General features: G+C 42.7%; 16 protein-coding genes. 7 read left to right on the forward strand and 9 right to left on the reverse strand.

Annotation, left to right across the window (positions count from 1 at the left end; all coding sequences use genetic code 11):
- Positions 1-14: 14 nt before the first annotated feature.
- Positions 15-665, reverse strand: coding sequence for a 2OG-Fe dioxygenase family protein (locus ACO05V_RS09440; RefSeq protein WP_421850129.1), 651 nt, complete (start codon positions 663-665; stop codon positions 15-17).
- Between the two features lie 426 nt (positions 666-1,091).
- On the opposite strand from ACO05V_RS09440, the gene ACO05V_RS09445 reads away from it, so the two are divergent.
- Positions 1,092-2,612 carry a methyl-accepting chemotaxis protein gene (locus tag ACO05V_RS09445; RefSeq protein ID WP_421850132.1) on the forward strand — a complete coding sequence of 507 codons (1,521 nt, stop codon included), beginning with the start codon at positions 1,092-1,094 and terminating at the stop codon, positions 2,610-2,612.
- 158 nt (positions 2,613-2,770) lie between these two features.
- Positions 2,771-4,573, forward strand: a complete 1,803-nt coding sequence (locus ACO05V_RS09450; RefSeq protein ID WP_421850135.1) for an ABC transporter transmembrane domain-containing protein — start codon at positions 2,771-2,773, stop codon at positions 4,571-4,573.
- On the opposite strand, the gene glgX is transcribed toward ACO05V_RS09450, so the two are convergent.
- From glgX to ACO05V_RS09470, 4 genes are all read right to left on the reverse strand, one after another.
- Entirely contained in the window at positions 4,570-6,609 is a 2,040-nt protein-coding gene (gene glgX, locus ACO05V_RS09455; RefSeq protein WP_421850138.1) for a glycogen debranching protein GlgX, read from the reverse strand. The two genes, ACO05V_RS09450 and glgX, sit on opposite strands and share 4 nt — an antisense overlap.
- Positions 6,610-6,671: 62 nt before the next feature.
- Complete coding sequence (gene glgB / locus ACO05V_RS09460; RefSeq protein ID WP_421850141.1) at positions 6,672-8,867, reverse strand: 1,4-alpha-glucan branching protein GlgB; 2,196 nt, start codon at positions 8,865-8,867, stop codon at positions 6,672-6,674.
- Between the two features lie 26 nt (positions 8,868-8,893).
- Positions 8,894-12,019, reverse strand: a complete 3,126-nt coding sequence (locus ACO05V_RS09465) for a glycoside hydrolase family 15 protein (RefSeq protein WP_421850144.1) — start codon at positions 12,017-12,019, stop codon at positions 8,894-8,896.
- A 333-nt stretch (positions 12,020-12,352) separates the two neighbouring features.
- The gene (locus tag ACO05V_RS09470) at positions 12,353-13,969 is read right to left on the reverse strand and encodes a methyl-accepting chemotaxis protein (protein WP_421850147.1); all 1,617 of its coding nucleotides are present in this window, start codon (positions 13,967-13,969) and stop codon (positions 12,353-12,355) included.
- A 259-nt stretch (positions 13,970-14,228) separates the two neighbouring features.
- Between ACO05V_RS09470 and ACO05V_RS09475 the strand changes: the two genes are divergently transcribed.
- Entirely contained in the window at positions 14,229-14,663 is a 435-nt protein-coding gene (locus ACO05V_RS09475; RefSeq protein WP_421850150.1) for a YqaA family protein, read from the forward strand.
- 78 nt (positions 14,664-14,741) lie between these two features.
- Positions 14,742-15,359 carry an SPOR domain-containing protein gene (locus tag ACO05V_RS09480; RefSeq protein WP_421850153.1) on the forward strand — a complete coding sequence of 206 codons (618 nt, stop codon included), beginning with the start codon at positions 14,742-14,744 and terminating at the stop codon, positions 15,357-15,359.
- A gap of 95 nt (positions 15,360-15,454) precedes the next feature.
- On the opposite strand, the gene ACO05V_RS09485 is transcribed toward ACO05V_RS09480, so the two are convergent.
- On the reverse strand, positions 15,455-16,831 hold the full coding sequence (locus ACO05V_RS09485) for a YdgA family protein (RefSeq protein WP_421850156.1): 1,377 nt from the start codon (positions 16,829-16,831) through the stop codon (positions 15,455-15,457).
- 183 nt (positions 16,832-17,014) lie between these two features.
- Between ACO05V_RS09485 and ACO05V_RS09490 the strand changes: the two genes are divergently transcribed.
- The gene (locus tag ACO05V_RS09490; RefSeq protein WP_421850159.1) at positions 17,015-17,695 is read left to right on the forward strand and encodes a hypothetical protein; all 681 of its coding nucleotides are present in this window, start codon (positions 17,015-17,017) and stop codon (positions 17,693-17,695) included.
- 39 nt (positions 17,696-17,734) lie between these two features.
- Here the strand turns inward: ACO05V_RS09490 and ACO05V_RS09495 are convergent, their stop codons facing one another.
- Together ACO05V_RS09495 and ACO05V_RS09500 are read right to left on the reverse strand one after the other, a co-directional pair.
- Complete coding sequence (locus ACO05V_RS09495; RefSeq protein ID WP_421850162.1) at positions 17,735-18,313, reverse strand: transglutaminase-like domain-containing protein; 579 nt, start codon at positions 18,311-18,313, stop codon at positions 17,735-17,737.
- A 45-nt stretch (positions 18,314-18,358) separates the two neighbouring features.
- A complete protein-coding gene (locus ACO05V_RS09500) occupies positions 18,359-18,532 on the reverse strand; it encodes a hypothetical protein (protein ID WP_421850165.1) in 174 nt (57 codons plus the stop codon).
- Between the two features lie 290 nt (positions 18,533-18,822).
- Between ACO05V_RS09500 and ACO05V_RS09505 the strand changes: the two genes are divergently transcribed.
- On the forward strand, positions 18,823-20,211 hold the full coding sequence (locus ACO05V_RS09505) for an MATE family efflux transporter (protein WP_421850168.1): 1,389 nt from the start codon (positions 18,823-18,825) through the stop codon (positions 20,209-20,211).
- 227 nt (positions 20,212-20,438) lie between these two features.
- Here ACO05V_RS09505 and ACO05V_RS09510 read toward each other — a convergent pair whose 3' ends face one another.
- A complete protein-coding gene (locus ACO05V_RS09510; RefSeq protein WP_421850171.1) occupies positions 20,439-21,302 on the reverse strand; it encodes a LysR family transcriptional regulator in 864 nt (287 codons plus the stop codon).
- A 136-nt stretch (positions 21,303-21,438) separates the two neighbouring features.
- Between ACO05V_RS09510 and ACO05V_RS09515 the strand changes: the two genes are divergently transcribed.
- Complete coding sequence (locus tag ACO05V_RS09515; RefSeq protein WP_421850174.1) at positions 21,439-21,840, forward strand: carboxymuconolactone decarboxylase family protein; 402 nt, start codon at positions 21,439-21,441, stop codon at positions 21,838-21,840.
- The last annotated feature ends 14 nt before the right edge of the window (positions 21,841-21,854 follow it).

The following is a 21,854-nucleotide window of genomic DNA, read 5'->3' on the forward strand; positions in this document are numbered from 1 at the left end:
GTGCGTTGCTTTGTTTAATGTATTAAGTTTGCCGTAAGTACGAAAATATCCATGTGGCCTTGAACTCCATCAACAGGCTTAATTGGCTGAGCGCTATGGAAAAATTTATGATCGTTTAGAACAACGAATTCGCCTTTATCAAAGTCATGGCTAATCAATGCAGGGCTATTTTTTCCTAAGTGAACACTAATACTGCCGCCTTTAATATTATGGCGCTGTATTACATAAATGCCGATACGATCAAAGCCATCCTGATGGATACCTTCAGGTGCCACTTCGGCGCTCTTATGGTCTGCAAAAATACGCAGTTGATGCACTTCGATTGGCGTGTCGTCTGCCACGCTGGCCATTCTTTGAAAGTGCTCAAATAACTCAGAAAAGGCGGGATCTTTTATTATCTTGTCTTCAATTTCTTCGTAACTGCGAACAATATTGCCTTGGAAGTGGTTAATGCTTTCATCTTGGACAAAAGCTTGTGGGGGCAAATGCTGTAGCTTTCCTTGCTCAAGAGTAAAGCGGGAATAGCGACGCAAACGGAATTCGCCATCAGCATAAGGGTTTGCGGGTAAGTGATTAAAAGACGGGGAAAGATGGCTAACGCTGTCAGCGGTTAGTTGTCCTAACTCAAGATAGAAGGATTCTGTTTTAAATTTATTGATGATCATGATGCTTATCCTCAACAGGTGCGTTGGCAGATTGTGCGCAACGGCGTTTTTATTTTTGTTGTGCTTTGTGAGCTTGTTTTCTAGTGTAGTTGGATTTACAGAGATTTTTTCTGTTTTTTATGTGCAGAAAAACAATTTTATGAGGTGAAAAAATCAGAATTTTCTCTTTCTATGCATAGATAATCTAGCCATTGAAAATGGCTGGATGTACTTACAAAATGAATGTACTTACAAAATGGATGCTTGCTATAAAGACGTTGTATTCCTAAGAAAACTGAGTTGCCTTTGCCAATGTGATTTTCTTGATAGCAAGAATTGTTGTTTTTTTCAGTGCGACTTTAGTCTTAGGTCCCACATTTTATATTGACCTTCAGCTTGCATAGTTAAACACTGGATAAAATAATAATTAAAAGGAAGGAAAAGACGATGGTTTATTTCCAGTTATGTGGTGTTGCAGGGCTTCTCGTACTTTTTATTGTTGGGTATTTACAAGGCTCTGTTCCTCAGTCTTATGTTGGTGTTGGTATTTTGCTATGTGTTTTTTTAGTTGTCCCAACGCTTATTCGAAAAAAACCAACGGACATTTCCCAAAACACCGATACTCAGGATGCTCAAACTTTTTCTGAAGTAAGTAAAACCGTTACTCAGGCTACTTCTAAAATGGCAATGGGTGCAGCAGAAGTGTCTCATTTTGTCGATACGTTAAGTAAAGATATACACCTTACCCACGCTGATAGTGAACAGATTTCTCAAGCCGTAGAAACCTTGTCGAATACGGGGTTGACGCTATCAACTAATTTAGGTCAGCTGGCTCTTACCATGAGCGATACAGCCAAATCGAGCCATACTGCTCAAACCGCCTTGTCACAAAGTGCAGATCAAATCCATGAACTCACGGGAAAAGTACAAACCGCCAGTGAGCAATTAGCCTTACTAACTAAAAGCGCTGATGATATCGACAGCATTACAGCGGTTATTAAGGGGGTTTCTGAGCAAACCAATCTATTAGCACTTAATGCGGCAATTGAGGCTGCACGTGCTGGTGAACAAGGTCGAGGCTTTGCCGTGGTAGCAGATGAAGTAAGAGCTTTGGCAGCAAAAAGTGCAAGCGCGTCTGAGCAAATTTCGAGTTTATTGACGGACGTACGCCGTAACAGCGAATTAACTAACCATGAAATGTCCTCTCTTAAAAGCTTAACCGAATCTCTATCGACGACCTTATTAGGAGAAACTCAACGCTTTATTTCTTTGACGGAAGAGGTTCAAAATGCCTCTGCCGTATTGTCGGAAGTTGAAAGTGCTGGAGAAGAGTTAGGCGCAGCCAGCACACAGATTAATGGTTCAATTTCCCGTATTAGTGGCTCCTTGCAAGATATTTCTCAGCGCAGTGATAAATTGTCCAAAGAGGCATCTGGTTTGAGTAATGGTGCTGAAATCGTCTTTAGAGAACTAGATAAGGTTGATCAATCACTGTTCTTTTCTGAGTTGCTGATGGTTGCCAAAACAGCGGCCCAATCCATTGGGCAACTTTTTGAAGAAGCCATTCAAAAGGGTGAGTTAGCAGAACAAGCGGTTTTTTCTAAAGACTACCGACCAATCAATAATACCAATCCACAGAAATACAGTACTTCCTACGATGCCTTTAGTGACCGTGCTTTTCCAGTTATTCAAGAAGCTATTTTAGAAAAATATGAGCAGGTGATGTTTGCCGGTGCTGTGGATGTAAATGGCTATTTTCCGACCCATAACAAAAAATTCAGTCAGCCATTAAGTGGCGATTATGAAAAAGACTTGGTGAATAATCGCAGCAAGCGCATTTTTAACGACGCCACAGGCAGCCGATGCGGTGCCCATACAGAGAGCTTTTTACTGCAAACTTATAAGCGTGATACAGGCGAAATCCTCCATGATCTTTCCGTGCCTATTTTTGTCAATGGTAAGCATTGAGGTGGTTTTCGCATGGGGTTTAAATCGGCAGTTTGATCTTTTTTTAGAGTAGTCATACAAAGATCTCCTTGAATAATCACTACTTGGTATTTACCCAGTTATGATTGCATGGATGCGCTATAGTGACGGTCATTATAACTTTGTAATGGTTGTGACTGATGAACAAATTAGAAAGTGCTGAAAGCACAATGGCAGATAGCGGAATAAAAACATTACTGCCTTTTTTACGTCCGTATCGACGCCATATGGTGTTGGCTTTGATCGCCTTAGTGGTAACGGCTGGCACCATGTTGAGTTTGGGTAAAGGCGTGCAGTTTCTTATTGATCAAGGTTTGGCTTCTGGATCGGAAGCGGGCTTGACTCATGCTTTGATGATTTTCATTGCTTTGGTATTTTTATTGGGCATTGGCAGCTTCTGCCGTTTTTATCTGGTGTCCTGGATAGGTGAGCGCGTGGTGGCCGACATTCGTCAAGCTGTGTTTGCGCATCTTCTCACTTTGTCGCCTTCTTTTTTTGAAGACAATTCTCCTAGTGAAATTCAGTCCCGTATTACCTCAGATACCACGCTTTTACAAAGCGTGATTGGCTCTTCATTATCGATTGCCTTACGCAGCAGTTTGATGTTGATTGGCGGTATTTTATTCTTGCTGGTAATGCATTTTAAACTAACGCTTATTTTGCTGACTTGTGTGCCTTTTGTCATTGTTCCTGTGGTGTTTTTTGGACGACGAGTACGCCGACTCTCACGTGATAGCCAAGATGAAGTGGCCAATGTCGGGCGCTATTTATCACAAGCACTGCGCCATATAAAAGTAGTGCAAGCCTTTACTCATGAAAGGCATGATGCACAGCGTTTTTCAGCTACGGTTGATCGAGTCTTTGATGTGAGTGTGAAACGTATTCAACAACGTTCTTGGCTTACTTTAATGGTTATTTTGCTTTCCATGAGTGGCATTGGCGTGATGCTGTGGTTTGGCGGAAAAGATGTCATATCTGGTGCCATCAGTGCTGGTGATCTGGCGAGTTTCTTATTTTACTCGATTATTGTTGCTGGTGCAGTTGGCGCCATTTCCGAGGTAATGGGCGAGCTACAACGGGCAGCGGGTGCCGCTGAGCGCATTATGGAATTGCTTAGTGCCAAAAGCGCGGTGGTCAGTGGCTTGACTGAATTCCCTTCTCAACGCATGACAGAGATCCAACAAGGCGAAGAGGTTATCAAGTTTGATAATGTTGAGTTTCGTTATCCAACAAGACCGGATTATGCGGCGTTGAAGAACCTTTCTTTTTCTATCAAACAGGGTGAAATGTTGGCTCTAGTTGGGCCGTCAGGTGCGGGCAAGTCAACCTTGTTTGAATTGTTGTTAAGATTTTATGATCCTCAGCAAGGCGGTATTTATTTGGCGGGTGAGAATATTAGAGCGTATTCCTTAGAGGATTTACGTCAACACTTTGCCTTAGTACCACAAGAGACGGTTCTTTTCGACCAAACCGTTTACGATAACCTGGGTTACGCCAATCGTAATGCCAGCCACGAGTCTATCCAATATTCGGCAAAGCAAGCCAACGCCCACGAATTTATTACTCGTTTGGATAAAGGTTACGAGACTCGCTTAGGTGAAGACGGCGTGCGTTTGTCTGGCGGTCAAAGGCAACGTGTGGCGATTGCGCGGGCGATATTAAAAGATGCTCCGATTTTGTTATTAGACGAAGCAACCAGTGCTTTAGATGCAGAAAGCGAAAACAAGGTTCAAGCTGCACTTGAGCCTTTGATGAAGGGCAGAACCACCTTGGTAATTGCTCGTCGCTTGGCAACGGTATTGAATGCAGATCGAATTATTGTGATGGATCAAGGGGAGATTATCGCCCAAGGCACCCACAGTGAATTACTCGAAACCTGTGCCTTGTATAAGCGATTGGCTGATTTGCAGTTTAATCAAAATGATGACGTTCTATCTGATTAAAACTTCCCAACAAAAACACCACGATAAGCGCAATGGAGTGTGCTGTCGGTAATGGATAATCCAGGAGTTTGATAAAGTGTTTCAATAGTGTTGTTTTCAGCTGGTAACGGAATGCTAAGTGGCGAATCGTCACTGTAAAATACCATCCAAAAACTGCTGGAATGGTCGGCTGGTGTGAGCGTTAACGCAATGAAATGTCGGCTGTCATCAGCCCAGTTTTCTATTGTCATCGGTTCGCTTTGTTCGTTGAGCCAATGGATTTTATCCGACGACGTATGTTGATAAAGCGGATCATCTTCTAGGCGAATCTCTGCCAAAATCGGATAAGTTTTACGCAATGCCATGAGCGTCGCTATGGTGTCTTGAATTGCCTTTCTAGCATGGCTAGTTTCACTGTCTAGGTCTTGCCAGGTTTGCCATGTAATGTCGTTGTCTTGGCAATAGGCGTTGTTGTTGCCTTGTTGGCTATGGGACAGTTCGTCACCACCTAAAATGTGTGGTGTGCCTTGGCTTAAAAGAAGCGTCGCCATAAAACAAAGTTGCTGGTTTAAGCGTTTCTGCTGAATCTCTTTGTCGTCTGTTTTGCCTTCTTTACCAAAGTTCTGGCTGATGTTGTCGCCATGGCCGTCACGGTTTTCTTCCATATTAGCGAGATTATGACGCTGGTGATAAGACACCAGATCTTTCATCGTATAACCATCATGGTAAGTGATGTAGTTAACCGAATTTAGCGCGCTTTTTTGGCCTTTGTGGAAAAAATCTCTTGAACCTAAAAGTCGTGTGGCGAATTCTGGTACTTGAGCATCATCACCGCGCCAGAAGCGTCGAATCGTGTCTCGGTATTGGTCGTTACATTCTAGAAAACCTCTCGGGAATTGTCCCACTTGATAACCGTTTGGACCAATATCCCAAGGTTCCATGACAAGGCAAGTTTCGCTTAAAACCGGATCTTGGAGAATGGCTTGTAACAAGGGCGCTTTTGCCGTGAAATCGTGATCGGTTCGACCAAGATCGACACCTAAATCAAAGCGAAAACCATCGACACCCATGACGTCGACCCAATAACGCATACTGTCGCAGATAAGACGAATGCTGGTGGGGTTATAGGTATCCACACAGTTACCACAGCCTGTGTAATTCAAATATTGGCTGTCTTGGTGACGATAGTAGCGTGCATTGTCTAAGCCGCGGTAACACACGCTGGATTGGTCTACCTCACTTTCAGCTGTGTGGTTATACACCACGTCTAAAATCACTTCAAAGCCAGCTTGGCGAAGCCCGTCTATCATCTGTTGGAATTCTGAAACTGGGTCTTTTATGGCATAAGAGGGCTCAACGGCAAAGAAGCTAATCGGGTTATAGCCCCAGTAATTGTTGAGCTCCAATTGCTGTAAATGACGTTCTGTCATAAAGCTAAAGCAAGGCATTAGCTGAATGGTTGTTATGTTAAGGCTTTTTAAATGTTCTATGCCAACGGAAGAAATGACGCCGAGGTAAGTGCCTTGAAGCTCGCTTTCAGTCGGTAGGTTTTTGCTAAAACCTTTGACATGTAATTCATACAAGGTACGACTAGACGGTGTGACTTTTACTCTTGCCGGTCGATCTGATTTTGCGTCAATGGTACGGACAATAGATTTGGGAACGCAGTAGGCCGAATCGGTCGGATGAGCTAGCCCTTCTTTTGTTATCGCAGCTTGGTCTTCGTGCCAAACCAGTTTGGCGCTTAACTCTTTTGCATAAGGATCAATCAGTAGTTTTTGTTCATTGTAGAGCAACTGGAGTTCGGGTTTGAATTCGCCTTTGGCTCGCAGTCCATAATGCTGACCTTCTTTTAAACCAAATACCTCCATATACCAAATGCCCTTGTGTTTATTGATAAAGGGCAGAGGTTCTTGTTCATTGCCTTCGTGATCAAATAAACACAAGTACAGTTGGCTGGCGTCTTCAGCGACAACGGCGAAATTCACGCCATTGTCGGTCACTGTGGCACCTAGAGGAAAAGGGGAGCCATTGGAAATTTGGTGAGCTTGGTTCATTAATACCTCTAGATGCTATTTGTGGTGCTGTCGTTGGTGCTAAATATTGTTAGTGTTAATGATTAATACTCGCCCAGCCATTTTAATAAAACGCCAGCCAGTGGTGGCACTTGCAGTTCAATACTTTGGTCACGGCCATGACTGACAATAGTCTGCGTATCGTATTCTTTTATTTTGGCAAAGCCGCTGCCGGTATAGCTTGTCTTATCCGTATCCATGATGATTTGGTAACGACCCGCTTTAGGCACACCAATGCGGTAATTGCCATGTGGTGTTGGTGTAAAGTTAATCACAGCGACTGTATGTTCATCGCTGTCTTTGGCTTTACGTGCAAAGGCCAAAATACTGTTGGCGCTGTCGTCGTAACTAATCCATTCAAAGCCTAGATAAGAATGATCAAACTGCAAACTCGCTTCGTTTTGATAAAGATGATTTAGGTCTTTTGATAGAGTTTGCTGAGCTTTATGGAAATCGGTGTCTAACAAATGCCAATCTAAAGAGCGCTCATGGCTCCATTCTTGACCTTGTGCAAACTCGTTGCCCATAAAATTGAGTTTCTTGCCAGGGTGGAAATACATGTAAGCCGAAAACGCGCGTAAATTAGCGAATTTCTGCCAAGCATCACCGGGCATTTTAGTGATCATCGAGCCTTTGCCGTGGACGACTTCATCGTGAGAAATCGGCAGAACAAATTGCTCATCGAAGGCGTAAACCATACTAAAGCTGAGTTCGCCTTGATGATGCTGACGATAAATTGGATCACGTTTGATATAAGCAAGCGAGTCGTTCATCCAGCCCATATTCCATTTGAAACCAAAGCCTAAACCATTCATATAAGTCGGCTTTGATACACCCGGAAAGGCGGTGGATTCTTCCGCTACGGTAAAGCAGCGTGGATGATTCAAGTACACGGTTTCGTTTAAACGGCGTAAAAAATCAATGGCTTCGTAGTTATGATTGCCGCCGTCTTTGTTGGGAATCCATTCGCCGTCTTCACGGGAATAATCCAAATACAACATAGAGGCCACGGCATCAACGCGCAGACCATCAATGTGGAATTCTTCTAGCCAATAGACTGCGTTACTGATTAGGTAATTCACCACATGTTCTTTACCAAAATCGTAAATCAACGAGTTCCATTCTGGATGCCAGCCTTTTTTAGGATCTGGGTATTCGTATTGTTTGGAACCATCAAAGTTCGCCAAACCATGGCTATCGGCTGGAAAATGCGCTGGAACCCAATCCATAATCACACCAATGTTGGCTTGATGAAGCGCATCGACAAGGGCTTTGAAATCTTCAGGCGTACCAAAACGAGACGTTACCGCGTACAAACCAACAGGTTGATAACCCCACGATCCATCGAATGGGTATTCGGTAATCGGCAATAATTCAACGTGGGTGTAGCCCATTTCTTGAATATAAGGAACCAATTGATCTTTGATTTCTAGATACGTCAGTGGTTGATTGTCACCCTTACGACGCCATGAGCCGATGTGTAACTCATAAATGCTCATGGGTTTTTCATAGATGTCTTCGATAGGGCGTTTAACCCAAGCGTCGTCTTTCCAAACATGTTTGTTATCAAAGCAGGTCACACTGGCAAAAGACGGATACTGCTCAATACGTTGAGCATATGGATCGCTACGATGAGGAAGAATTTCACCAGATTTTGCGCGAATTTCGAACTTATATCGCGCACCGTGATTCACGTCTGGAATAAACAATCGCCAAATACCGTCGCCATTGCTCGACATTGGGTGAATGCGGCCATCCCAAGTATTAAAGTCGCCAACCACAGACACAGAACGCGCTGCTGGCGCATAAACCGCAAAGCGTGTGCCTTGGATAGTGAGCTTATCGTTTACCTTGGCCCCAGCGCGAATCGCGCCTTGGCTTTTGTATTGACTTGCCTGATGGTGCTCTGGATCGACAAAGGTTGTATTCGGGAATTGATAGGGATCGACTAGTGTATAAGTGCTTTTGTCTTTGTAAGTAATTTCAAGACGATAATGAAAGCGAGTACTTTCTTTTGGCCATTCGGCGTGAAACAAGCCTTTGTCATTGGTCTCGCTCATTTTGGCGAGTTCTTTGTCTGAGTCTATGGCTAATACACGAATAGAGATCGCTTCTGGTTGCCAAACCAGTAACGACAAACCTTTTTTAGAAGGGGATATTTGTAGTCCTAAACAGCCAAAAGGGTCCGAACAATGCGCATTCAGCACATCGTCAATTAGGGCATTTTTTATTAGATCCATTCACTTCTCCAGCAAGAGTGAGTGTGTTAACTCGATGAGTGTTGGTGCTGATGACTGTGAAGTTTGCTCACCGCCCAACGCAAATATTGGTTTACTTTATTTGGTGTTATTTGTGCAAATTCATCCAAAGCGGCTTCAGCTCGGCTGTCTTCTGGGTGTTCTGCTTGATGTTGCTTGGCATGATCCAAGGCTGCTTGAGTTACTAACACAGGCAAGTTGATTTCTTGCTCAAACTTACAGTTTTTATGTTGCTGGCAAAACTGTATGAAGGCATACAATCCTTCAAAAATAAGACTTTTATACCAGCTAGGGTGAATGTCTGACGTTAGAGTTTCAATCAGCAAAGCAAAGGTGTCTTCGCCCGGAGTCATTGAACTAAGAGCACGTTTACAGTCCAGTGCGGTATTACTCTGTGAATCACCAAATACAATGGTATTTGCATGACTTAAACTGCCCCAGAGTTGTAATAACATAGATTCTGGTAGCTTAGTGATCATACCTTGCTCAGAACGCCAGTCAAACCAGTCGACGTCTTTCATCTTGCTTTGCGCATCGGTACTGTTGTGATAGCGCATGTTGTTCGCCACATGGGCGTATTCATCATGCTTTTGTTGTAACACTTGAGTGAGTGCTTCGTAAAGCTGACTTGGAGAAACTTTGGATAATGTGTCAAAAACTGGCGCATCGTCTTCTGGGTCAAATTGTCGAGCGCAAAGCATGGCTAAGTTGTTAATACGAATAGTACGAACGCCAGAGAAAAACTCTGGATGTACTTTAATTAACGTGCCTGCAATCGCAATTAATTCATGACAAATTACCAACCCAATAGATGATGACGAGACGCTTCTTAGCATGTCTAAAATAGCATCTTGATGCAGTGGTGAGCTGATATCGACTTCTGTTTCTGGTGTTTCACCAATCACTAACAAGCGCTGACGAACCGTAATGTCGGCAATGTAGGTTGCTAGATCGGTCGAAGGCTTCAAAATCAGAGAATACAGCTGACGAGCAGGCTGCCAATTTTCAGATAATAGCGCTTGAAGATAGACACTATTCAAGACTTTATAGGCGGTAATAGCAGGCGTCGAGTTGGGTATTGTATTCATCAATGCACGACGCCCCCCCAGTTCCATTAAGCAATCTACCGCTTCATCTAAGCTCGGCTTATCGACAAGGCGAGCAAGCAGAGCATCCGTTTCAGCTGTTTTAATAGAGGCAACATCGTAAGGTTTTGGTTTGTCTGCTAAAGGCCAAGGCGTATCGTGAAGCGGCAACTTGGTTTCTAACTGTTTATGATCAAGTGAGCTAATGATAATGGCGCGACGATTACCTGATTTAAAGGCATTTTTAGCCGATTGAGGAATTACGCGGAACTCTTCGTGCTCACGTTTTTGCAGTAAGCGAATAAATTCAAACAGTTCGTCGCTGCCTTTCATTTCACTCATTGCTTCATCGATGAGAATGCTGAAAACTGCATTGGCTTGATAATACCAATGGTTGGCGATGGTTTTTAATTCGTTACGAATGTGTGCTTGGAATAGGCTGGGATCAATTTTTCGATAATCTTTGTCTTCATTTTGAATCCAAGACAAACACAAATAACTTTCGTCATTGATACTAAACGCCTGAGAGGTTGCCAAGCTATTCAGCGCACGATTGGGACGACCTGTAAGTCCCAATGTCTCCGAAGCACCAAGATGACGGTAAGTTTCGACCAACTGATCGGCACTAATGGCTTTCAATGGCGCAATGTCTTCAAGTGTCTGGCAAAGGCAGCCGGCATTTAATAGCTTTTGTTTGACCTTGTCATTTTGCGCCAAGATAACCATCGACGTGGTGACTTTGTTTGGTCTGTGCTGAATACGGTGCAAACCAAGTGGATCTAGATCGTCAGTAGTGATGAGCTCTTCATCGATCATTTTTCCAACTAAAAACAGACTTTGTGCCCAAACTAAAGGCAGGTTGTCATTGGGAACACGTTTTTGTGAGCCGGGCTTTTCTTTTTCGGCCAAGATATTTTCTTGCGGCACATAGTAAAGTTCGGGGAGTAACATTTGTCCGTCTTTTTCGACCATTAAAGATTCGAGTTTATGGCGATAGAAGTTGGCGCTTTCCCAGTCACGTGCAAATAATCGGTCGATATAAAGATAGGTGAAAAACAGCGGCCATTCGGACTCTATGTGTTCAAAATTAATCAGCTCATCGTATTCGTAATAAATTCGGCTTTGGTCTTCAAGCTCGGATTGGTGACCATCTAAAAGAAAACGCTTGCAGCCATATTCGCCACCCAGTTTGCTAATGATTTCTTTGCGCGTTCGGCGGGTTAATTTTTCATCGTTCACCGCAAAGGCTGGGAAGCCAATGATACTAAGAATGGCGCTATCAACTTCTTTGGAGCGAGACTCTTTAGGCAACAAGGATTGTAATACAGAGCCTGCGCGAGCAACGGCATCAGCAAAAGAATGCACTACCGCCCATTCGGGACCTTCTTCACCAAATAAATTTAGTCCATCCATGGCTTCCATGGCGGCTTTTGCCATGCCCACTGAACTGGCGTTTATTTCGGCTTTGCCGTTGTTTACTTTATTGCCGCGTTCCCAAATACCGTAATCCGGTGTGCGATAAGTACGGGAAATATAATAAATGAGGTTTTGGATGAAGTTAAATTCGTCACGCGAAAATATCAGCTTGCTGCCAGCTTTGGTCATCTGAGCGAGCATCAATAAATAAAAGCTGGTGGCGTCAATTTGCAAGTGTCCCCAAGCATCATCAGCGACGGCTTCTAAACCAGTTTTAGTATCGTATTTGGCGTGAAGCGCATCTTTTGGATCTAGACTGTGCTTGAAGGCTTCTACTTTATGGGACTGACGCATCATGGCGAATAATAAACCACGCATCATTTTTATACAGGCGAACTCAAGTTCATTGGCGCGCTTTTGTGGATTAGATGCGCGTTTATAGGCTAGGTGTAAGGCCCATACGGCTTGAATGCTGTAAACATTGTCTCGCACCCAAGCATCGGTGTAGTTACCGTGATTGTTAATGCTGGTGCTTGCAGGGAAAAGCCCTGTTACTGGGTGTTGGCGGGATAAGATAACCGCTTGGATATGTTGATAAAGAGAATCTAGCTTATCTTGCGTATCAGACGCCATATTCGATCCTTTATGAAACGCTGTTGTTTAAAGACCTAAAGCTTAGCTCGTACTATATGTATGAATTAAGTTTAAAACCACTATACCCAAACATAATGTGACTCTCCAAGAAGTTAAAGAGCTAAAGAAGCTTCTTTTTCACTTAATTTTTCAAAATGTCGTGATTTATACAAAATGATACTCTCAATGCACAAAATGAGAGCATTAAGCGCTGTTTAAGCTAGGTTTAAGAGATATTTATGAGTTTTTTATGAACTTATACAATAGCACTAGAAAGGAACGCTAAATGATCCATAAAGGCCGCGCTCTCATTTGAGTTTGGCCTTTTGATTATTAGGTGCTGAACTGATTAACCAATTGGCGCAATTGGCTGGCGCAATCTTGTAAATTGTTTACTGATGTTTGAATATCGGTGGAGTTGTGTTTGGTTTCTTCACAAATGCTCGCAATACTTTCAAGGGTTTGATTCACGGTTTGCGAGGACTCAAATTGACGATCAGCGGCTGTACTAATACTGCTGTTTAGCTTGGAAATAGAAAGAACACCATTGGCAATCTGACTAAATGCCTGCCCAGCCTGAGAAGTTTGCTCTGCACCTTGGCTAGCGGTGTTTCTGGCGGACTCCATGACTTTAACAGTATTAAGTGTTTGCTGAGTTAATTGATCGATCAAACCGCCAATTTCTGTAGCGGCAAGTTGTGAGCGCTGTGCTAGCTGTCGCACTTCGTCTGCTACCACAGCAAAGCCTCGGCCCTGTTCGCCTGCGCGAGCGGCTTCAATCGCTGCGTTCAGCGCTAATAGGTTTGTCTGGTCTGCGACTTCGGCAATGATGCCTAATCTATCATTAATATGAGTGACGTCTTCTCGTAATTGTTGAATTTGTTTGGCCGCATCGCCCACTTCAACCGAGAGTTGCTGAATGTCTTGGTTGGCTTTCTCCATGACACCAAGACCTTGTTTGGAGTGCTGGCCAAGCTCTTGCGTTGTGTTATTAGCTTGTTCGGCAATAGCAAGGGTGTCTTCAACCGAGGTCATCACGCTTTGCATCAGCTCTGTCGCTTTACCTGTATTGGATAATTGTCTGGCGACGCCTTGCGCTGTTTTTGTTGTCGAATTATTCGTTTGACCAACGATGTTGTCTAAGGTCTCGCTGGAATGACTGACATTGCGCACGATAGATTGGAAGTCATTCATCATGCTGTTAAACGCACGCGCCATTTCGCCCATTTCGTCTTGGCCAGAAAATTCGACGCGCTGAGTAAGATCGCCGGAATGTTGCACCGATGTCATTGTCTGACATAGAGAAGTGACTCGGCTAGTTACCAAGTGAATAATATATAAAGCTGTCCCGCCAACTAACACGGTCAATAGACCGACGACAATAGCGTAATCTATCAAGGCTTTTAAGAAGAAGTTGATCACCGCATCCATAGAAGCGGTGGCAATAATGGTAAGGTTCCAAGGTGTGAATGTGGACGCACTGGCAATCATCCGATGAGCTGCGCCATCGTTACCTTGATACTCAAATTCGATAGTCTGATAATTCTTTTTAGCAGTAGATGGTTGAGCCTTGTTTAGTGCATCCGTTAGGGACGAAGGTGAAGTACTGTTTTTATAGTTTGCTGGGGCGTTGATTAAGGTGCGGCTGTTTTTGTTGACGATCCATAGGCTCTGCTGGTCGCCATAACTAAACTCAGATAACAATGTAACGGCTTGTTGTTTTGCTTGTTCTGGGGTTAGCTCACCCGTTTCTTGCTTTTTATAAATAGGGGAGAGTGTGGTGTTTACGATATCGAGAATGTCTTGAGTTCTATCTTTTCTAGCGTCTACATGGCTGTTAAACAACGAAGTTAGTGAAACGAGAATAAGTGCCGTAGTCCCCATCGACATTAGACCAATGATGGCCCATAACTTATAACGAATTTTTATGTCATTAATGCGATCCAGCATGTTGGCTCCGTTTGAGTGGTTTTATGTTTTATACACTAATAATTGGAGCTATTGGAATAGCTGCTTTATATAAAAATGGTTATGATTTCTAGGGAAGTTACGAATAACAGGATTTTATCCACATGCTGAGGCAAGAGGATATGTTCACAACTTCCTTAGCGTAATTGTTTTTTCATATGTTTCCTAGTAGATAAGATTGAGCTGGATCATTGTTTTTGTATTTAGGTATTTATCTAATAAAAGTTGATAACGAGAAATAGTGTTGGATTACTTATTTATTTTTTTAGTCTCTTTTTTGGCCGCGACTGTTTTACCCTTAGGGTCAGAAGGTTTGTTGCTTTACTACGCAAATGATGCGACGTCTTCAGTCTTTGCTCTATGGCTTTGGGCAAGTTTGGGTAATACGTTAGGAGGTTTAACCAACTGGTTTCTAGGGTTGTTCTTGGTCCGTTTTGAGCACAAAAAATGGTTTCCTGTGAAGGCGGCTACTCGACAAAAAGCGGAACGTTTTTTTAATCGCTATGGCGTTTGGAGCTTATTATTTACTTGGCTTCCTATTGTTGGCGATGGGATTGCTTTAGTATCGGGTGTATTACGCACTTCTATCTGGTATTTTTTACCTTTAGTTTTTATTGGCAAAGCGTTTCGTTATGCCTTAGTTTTGTGGGGACAGCACTTACTATTTGTTATATAAAATACGTTTAATAGCAAAGTAGTCGTGCAAAGCTCTCTAAGAGAAGCATTTTTAACGTTATAAATGGAGAATTAGATAATGGGAATGTCCAAAAAATTAGTTGTTGTTATGGCGGGTTTATCATTAGGTGCTTGTTCATCTGTAGACGAAAAAAACACCTTTATGACCTATGAAGACTTACAAAATAAAGTTATTTCTCATGAAGAACAATGGCAAACAGTACAGCCGAAACTAGATCGAATTGATGAACTTGAAGCAGAGGTTGCTGCTTTAAAAGAAGAGAAAGCAGCTAAAGAAGCACCTGAAGAGATGTCAAATAATATGGCCACAGATGAAAGTATGCCTGCGGTTAACGTTGCTCCTGCTGTTATGGCTACGCAACAAACGACTGCTCCAGTGGTTACCGCGCCTGTGATGGCGAATGAAAAAGAATATGGTGTTCAGGTTGCTTCTTACGGCAATCGAGATGAAGCCATTCGGGGGTGGAAAGTATTGCTAAAATCGCATCCAACTTCTTTTGATGGTTTAACACCTTTGGTTAATCAAAAAGAAGTTAATGGTCGTACTATGTATCAGCTTAAAGTTGGACCTTTTGTTAACAAAACGTACAGCCAAGATTTCTGTAAAATGCTGAAAGAAAAAGGCAAAGATTGTTTGGTCACTCAATATAATGGTGAGGCTTTCGCGAGCAACTAAACCGCTTTCCAATTTTTGAGTAATAAAAAAGGCGCGCCTTAAACTCTGTTTGACGGAATTTAAGACGCGCCTTTTTAGTTTGAAAAGGAAAAATATTACATCAAAGGAAGGGGCGTTCCATTGACGATAGTTTGACCCTTTTCAAATAAAAGGTCACTGGAGTAAAAATACGTATCTGATTTAATTACCGTTTTTTGTGGCCCTTGAATGATGCCTGCAGCGACTAAACTAAAAAGTAATTTTTGTACCTGCTGTTTAACTTGTGGCGCATTTTTAGGTGCTCGCATTTTATTTGCGATGAATTGCTCAGTTAAGTCTTTAAGTAATGGCTCATCAATTTCAAAATGTGCTTTTGTTATGGTGTTGTAACGCCAGAAATCAAGTGACAGAAATTCTTCCGCCGTTGGTGTGCCGATGTCTGCAAATGAACTCGTTAAATTTGAAGTGAAGTCACCTTCAGGGAAAGAGCCACTAAATTTAGTGATATTAAACTCTGGCTTGTTGCTAAGTAACTCATCAACATGGTCTTGCATAAAGGCGACTAATTTCTCGTAATTATTTTCTTTTAAAGGATTGCTAGGAGAGAAATTATTCGAGAATTTCTGCAGATTCATAAAGAATGTGTTGCTTAGATTGGTTAGCTCAGTCATTAACGTGAGGTCACTGACTTTCGTTTCTGCGAAGATCACATTGTCAATATAGTAATCTAGAGTGACTTTTCCCAGTTGAGTATCTTTATCTAGTTCAGAGCCTACTTCAATGTTTAACCCAGCAAGCTCGGTATTATTGCCTACCGTCAATTTATCCAAATTAAAGTCCGAGGTACTTTCGTAAAAGCTACCACTCATTAACGTGGCTAGATCTGTGTTTAATTCAATCGAGACAGCAAAATTTTCTGCTTTGATAGGTGTAAATCCGTCAACCAGTGATAATTGATCAAATGTGCCTTGGTAGGCGAATTCTTTAGCACTTAGCTCGCCTTGACCTGAGTAACCACTGAACTGAATGGTGTCTGCTGGATTGCTAATCGCAGGAATCGAATCGGCTACTTTTATATTGCCACTAAAGCCACCGATAACAACAAGTTGATATAAAGGCTGACTCTCATCCCAACTAAGCAAAGCGCGTTGTTTCTCTCCCGTAATGCTAACGTCGGTTGCAAAAAGTCCCATTAGACCTTGGCGTGAAAATAATAACGGACCGTAATGCGTCACAATAAGTAGTTCGGTTTCGAGTTTTTTACCCTGCAATGATGGATCAACCAGACCGATATCATAACTTACTTGTACTTTGTTTTCGGAACCAAACCACGCGGTGTTAGACGAAATGAGAGTGGCAGAATAACCAGCACTCTTATTAATATTTTCAACAATCTCGACGAGTTTTGCTTGGTGTATTGAAGCAATAAATTTAGGTGCAACTAAGCAAGCAGCGACAAGCGTGAAAACGAGCACGGCAAGTATTTTTTTCAATGGAAGTTCCTTTTCATAGGATGGGTTTAAGGTGCGCGTATGATACAGATTAATTGTAATGAAACAAAACGAAGACGGGGATTTGTGAGGGATCTTTGCCAAGTCTGGTCATATTCAGTTTAAATTGATATAAGGTGGCTTCTTTTTACTCTAGCTACTCATTTTACAAAGGGTTATCACGATATGGTTTTTGAAGAGTATTCTCAGATAGTAAAAGTATTTCAACATGAGGCGTCATTATCGTTAACTGAGACTTTTGGCGCAGTGTGTTCGGCTCAGGATACTCTAATTACCAAGATCGTAGAGAAGGGTGCCACCATCGCTGGTTGGAAAATTGTCGATAAAGATGGCGTAATTATTCTCTCTCCTATTTTTGATTTTCAAGTATTTGCTAACCTTGGCGAAACGATTCCCCATCAAGCATTTCGCGGTACTGAGTTAGAAGTGTGTTTTCAATTGACTGTGCCAAGCTCAGCAGATGTAATGAATGAGTTGGTTGACGAATTGATGCCTTTTACGGCTGTCGAATTGATTCGTCCGGCTATTCATCCAACAAATCATTCTGCGTGTGACTTTTATTTTAACTACGGTGTTTTTGTTTCTCAAAAGCCTGTCGCAGGTGAACTATTTTTTGAAGGTGGCAATCAAGGTTACAGATTTACGGCTGAGCTAGATCAGCTTGTAGAGGCAAAGAAAGAAGTTGTGAAGAAAGGCATACTTCAGTGTATTCAGCGTGGCTACGGCAATAAAGATTACTTTTTTATAACCGGAACCTTAAATGGGTTAGTGCCAGCTGCTGAGTCTTTAGGTGTGAATCGAGTCCTGAATCAGGATGACGCTATTATTCAATTTGAGATTGTCTGATAGCGTCATTTATTGTGTTGCTTCATAAAAAATGCGGCTTTATCGCGTAGGCCCTTGCGTTTCTTGGACCTTAACATCGAGATTGAGCAGTTCTACCGGTGGGCCAAACTGGGTGTAGATGGCAACATCCGCGGCATCTCGCCCAAAGGCGATGGCGACACGACCACCTTGTAAATCAGCTTGCGTTGGGTCGAAGGTGTACCAACGATTACCAACGTAGGCTTCAAACCACGCGTGTAAATCCATCGGCTTTAAGCCTTCAAGGTAACCCACTACCATGCGTGCAGGAATGGCAAGCGCGCGACAGCAAGCAATACCTAAATGTGCCATATCTCGGCAAACGCCTCGACCTAATTCATTTAGCTCAGACGCACTCAAGTTCTGTTCGCCTTCACCCGGTGTGTATTGAATGTTTTGACGAATATAATCGACGATAGCGCTGCATTGGTCATAACCTGGCGTTAAGCCTGTAACGATGGACGAGGCCATTTCGGTAAAATGATCAGAGTCGCAATAACGACTTGGGTGCAGAAAAGGTAAGGTTTCGTCGGGTAATTGCTGGATGTCGACAAAAGGCGCGCCGGGTGCAGTATCTGAAGCGTTAGCGGTTTCTATCACTACAGAGATACGAATCGAAAAATGTCCGACAGGCGCAACTAATCGCTAACATAAGTTACCAAAGGAATCGGTAAATTCCACAGCAGGCACACTGGGGGACAATACATATTCTTCCCGTGCAATCCATTGCTGCATTCCGCTACGAGGTCGCAACATAAGCACAAAAGGTGAGGGTGCTTCAATGTTGAACTCAAGAGTACTGGATGCTTCTAGCCACATAAATCAACTCCCGAACGGACAATGTATTAACCACAGTAGCAGTTATAAGTGTTATCAGCCATAAAGCAGACGCAAGATTTACTTTTCCACGTATGAAACGTTTATTATGCTTATTTAAGTCAAAACTTATAACTGAACCTTTGGGTATGGCAGAAATTGTTGTTTTTAATGCTTCCTGTGATAAAAGCTCCCGTTTGCTCCTTGCTTAGAATAATATCCTCGTAGTCTATGATTGGAGCTTATGCTCTAAATACCTTTTGCTGCTGGTGATATAACGGGACATATTTCTAATGACGTCAGAATCACATAAAAATAATAGCTTTCTTAATGCGTCTTTACCTTTTGTGTTTCTAAAAACGGCCGCGCCGATTATTTTGATTATGATGGTGAATGGTTCTTTTGCGCTGGTGGATGCGTATTTTCTTGGCGTGTTTGTTGGTGCGGATGCTCTGACTGCGGTGACTTCTATGTTTCCTGCTTTCATACTGATTGTCGCGTTATCAACGCTTGTCTCGAATGGTTTTGCCAGTTTAATGGCGCGGCAATTAGGCGCGGGAAATGGCTCCAGTGCCGTGGAAGTATTTTCCCAAGCGATAAGTTTGTCTTTAGTGGTCTGCATTGTATTGATTAGCTTGTTTTTACTGGGCGGTCACGCATTGACGGATGCTGTGAGTAATGGCTCAAATCTGATTGCCGATATGAGTTATCGTTATATTTCGATTTTGGTTTTCTTCTCTCCCTTGGTCTTTGTTTTAGCGATTAATGGCGATAGCTTACGCTGTGAAGGGCGTGTTTCTTTCATGGCGTCAGTTTCTCTTTTATCGGTGCTATTGAATGGTATTTTCAATTATTTATTGATTGTAGGTTTGAATTGGGGGGTGGAAGGCTCGGCTTATGGGACTGTTTTAGCGCAAGCTATTTCTTTGGTTATTGTTTTTTTCTACCGTAAATATCAGAAAAACGAGCTTAACCTTCAGGTTATCTTGTTTTCAAAATCTCGACAGCATTGGCTGACGTTTTTGTCTTTAGGTGCACCTTCGAGCTTAAATTATATCGGCTTGGCATTAACGTCAGGCGCTATTTTATACAATTTACAAATCTGGGACGCTGCTAATTATGCAACGACAGTGGGCGCTTATGGCATTATTACGCGTTTAATGACATTTATTTTCTTGCCCTTACTTGGGCTGAGTATGGCTTTTCAAGCCATTGTTGGTAACAACTTTGGCGCCAATGCATTAGGTCGAGTAAATACCAGCATCAGAATAGCTTTGACCGTTGCCTTTGTTTATTGCCTGCTGTTACAGATTATTGCGTTTGTTTTTAAAAGTAGTTTAGGTGCGTTGTTTGTTAGTGATCCGGCGGTTATCAGTGAGGTCGTTCGAATCTTACCGCTTTCTACTCTGGCGCTTTTTCTGGTTGGCCCGCAAATGATGATTAGCATGTTTTTTCAAGCCATTGGTGACGCGAAAAGAGCGGGTATCCTTGGCATCATGAAAACCTATGCCTTTTCTCTACCGTTGATTTTCATTCTGCCTTATTTCTTTTCCGAATGGGGGATTTGGTATGCCGCCGCGAGCACTGAATTTCTTGCTTTGTTGCTGACTGTTTTTGTATTAAATCAGCGCAATCGAACTCAAAACACAAGGCTTGGATTGTTTTTTAAAGAAACACAATGAGTCCATGAAAGGCTCATTGTGTTAGTGGTTATTATAGGTTCCCAATACTGCTAGCTCCACAGAGTTTGAGTGTTTGAAGAAAGCTCTAGATGATTGCCCAGCGAAAGATGATGATTGGTTTTGTCTAAATTGCAGCTTTGGTTAGTTGAGCTAGAACAAATCCGTCGCTTGACCCACGAATTACAAGTTCAAGTTCATGGTGAAAATATTAAAGGTATGGCCGCGCACTAATTAAGGCGGTCTTGATGTGTCTTTACTAGCTCTGAAAGAAAATCCGCGACAGCGCGGATGCGTTTTGATTGGGTTAAATCGGTCTGGATAACTAGGTAAATTTCTTGATTGATCTCTGGTATGTCTGCCAAGCAAACAAGCTTAGTTGGTCGAGCAACTGGGTGTGGCAATATCGCCACGCCGATTCCCGCCAGACAAGCAGTGACTTGGGTCGCCACCGATGTGGTAGTGATAATAGGTTCTTTTCCGGCTAATTGGCCAGAGATCCATTGTGCTGCGGGCAAGTGCTCGTAATGCTCTCCCCATTGAATAAAATCATCCTTAGCGTCATCGCGTTCCTTTTGGTAATAAGCGCTGCAATAGAGTCCGTAACCTAGTTTACCAACACGTTGGAAGCTGACATTGCCATTGGTTGGACGCACCATACGTAAGGCGAGATCCGCATCGCGACGATGTAAATTGGCGGTATGAATATCGGTGACAAGATCGATGTGTAAGTTAGGATAACTTTGCTGAAAAAGGCCTAGCGCTGGCAAAATGAGGTGAGTGGCAAGGTTTTCAGCCGTGGCAACTTTGACCCTTCCGATCAGTTGAGATTCCTTTTCCGCACTCTTGCTAAACGCAAAAGCCGCAGTTTCCATTGCCTCTGCGTTAGTTAAGAGATTTTTGCCTTCGTCCGTTAGTTGATAGCCAGTCTGAAAGCGCAAAAAGAGTGGCGTTTGTAGGCTGTGCTCAAGGCGTTCAATTTTTCGCGATAGGGTGGCAATCCCCATGTTTAGAGATGTAGCCGCTGCGGTTAATGTGCCACAGCGTGCCAGTGCCAAGAAGGCTTTAGTATCGTCCCAAATCATCTCATTCATAGGATATTCCACTGAAGTTGTTTTTCAATATTGGAAAATGGCTTCTCTATTTTATCTAAATATTTCGATTATAAAAAATGACATAGTAACAAACAATGCAATAAGAGTTGTCTAATGAACTGTTTAGGAGAGAGAAATGAGTGAAGATCGTTATCAATTAGGTTTGAAAAAGCTTGCTGAAATAGACGGTGATCAAGGCCAGAAAGTCGTCGATGCATTGCAATCTATCGCACCAGATTTTGCTACCTTGATGATAGAGTTTGGTTTTGGTGATATCTATAGTCGATCTGGCTTGGATTTAAAATCACGTGAAATCGCCACAGTAGCGGCGTTAACCGCATTAGGCAATGCAACCCCGCAGCTTAAAGTTCATCTCCATGCCGCACTTAATGTTGGCTGTTCTCCAAAAGAAATCGTCGAAGTGTTGATGCAAATGGCACTTTATGCGGGTTTTCCAGCGGCATTAAATGGACTCTTTGCGGCCAAAGAAGTGTTTGCCGAGCGAGGTATTGACATGACAGAAGGATCTGATCAATAGCGTGTTAACAAGAA

It is taken from the genome of Marinomonas sp., from assembly GCF_965225885.1.
In the GTDB taxonomy this organism is placed as follows: Bacteria; Pseudomonadota; Gammaproteobacteria; order Pseudomonadales; family Marinomonadaceae; genus Marinomonas.

What these genes read in the sequence shown, in the direction of transcription:
- ACO05V_RS09445 (WP_421850132.1), top strand. Translation starts at nt 1,092, where the DNA reads ATGGTTTATTTCCAGTTATGTGGTGTTGCAGGGCTTCTCGTACTTTTT.
- ACO05V_RS09440 (WP_421850129.1), bottom strand. Translation starts at nt 665, where the DNA reads ATGATCATCAATAAATTTAAAACAGAATCCTTCTATCTTGAGTTAGGA.
- ACO05V_RS09505 (WP_421850168.1), top strand. Translation starts at nt 18,823, where the DNA reads ATGACGTCAGAATCACATAAAAATAATAGCTTTCTTAATGCGTCTTTA.
- ACO05V_RS09510 (WP_421850171.1), bottom strand. Translation starts at nt 21,302, where the DNA reads ATGAATGAGATGATTTGGGACGATACTAAAGCCTTCTTGGCACTGGCA.
- ACO05V_RS09470 (WP_421850147.1), bottom strand. Translation starts at nt 13,969, where the DNA reads ATGCTGGATCGCATTAATGACATAAAAATTCGTTATAAGTTATGGGCC.
- ACO05V_RS09490 (WP_421850159.1), top strand. Translation starts at nt 17,015, where the DNA reads ATGGTTTTTGAAGAGTATTCTCAGATAGTAAAAGTATTTCAACATGAG.
- ACO05V_RS09480 (WP_421850153.1), top strand. Translation starts at nt 14,742, where the DNA reads ATGGGAATGTCCAAAAAATTAGTTGTTGTTATGGCGGGTTTATCATTA.
- glgB (WP_421850141.1), bottom strand. Translation starts at nt 8,867, where the DNA reads ATGGATCTAATAAAAAATGCCCTAATTGACGATGTGCTGAATGCGCAT.
- glgX (WP_421850138.1), bottom strand. Translation starts at nt 6,609, where the DNA reads ATGAACCAAGCTCACCAAATTTCCAATGGCTCCCCTTTTCCTCTAGGT.
- ACO05V_RS09515 (WP_421850174.1), top strand. Translation starts at nt 21,439, where the DNA reads ATGAGTGAAGATCGTTATCAATTAGGTTTGAAAAAGCTTGCTGAAATA.
- ACO05V_RS09465 (WP_421850144.1), bottom strand. Translation starts at nt 12,019, where the DNA reads ATGGCGTCTGATACGCAAGATAAGCTAGATTCTCTTTATCAACATATC.
- ACO05V_RS09450 (WP_421850135.1), top strand. Translation starts at nt 2,771, where the DNA reads ATGAACAAATTAGAAAGTGCTGAAAGCACAATGGCAGATAGCGGAATA.
- ACO05V_RS09500 (WP_421850165.1), bottom strand. Translation starts at nt 18,532, where the DNA reads ATGTGGCTAGAAGCATCCAGTACTCTTGAGTTCAACATTGAAGCACCC.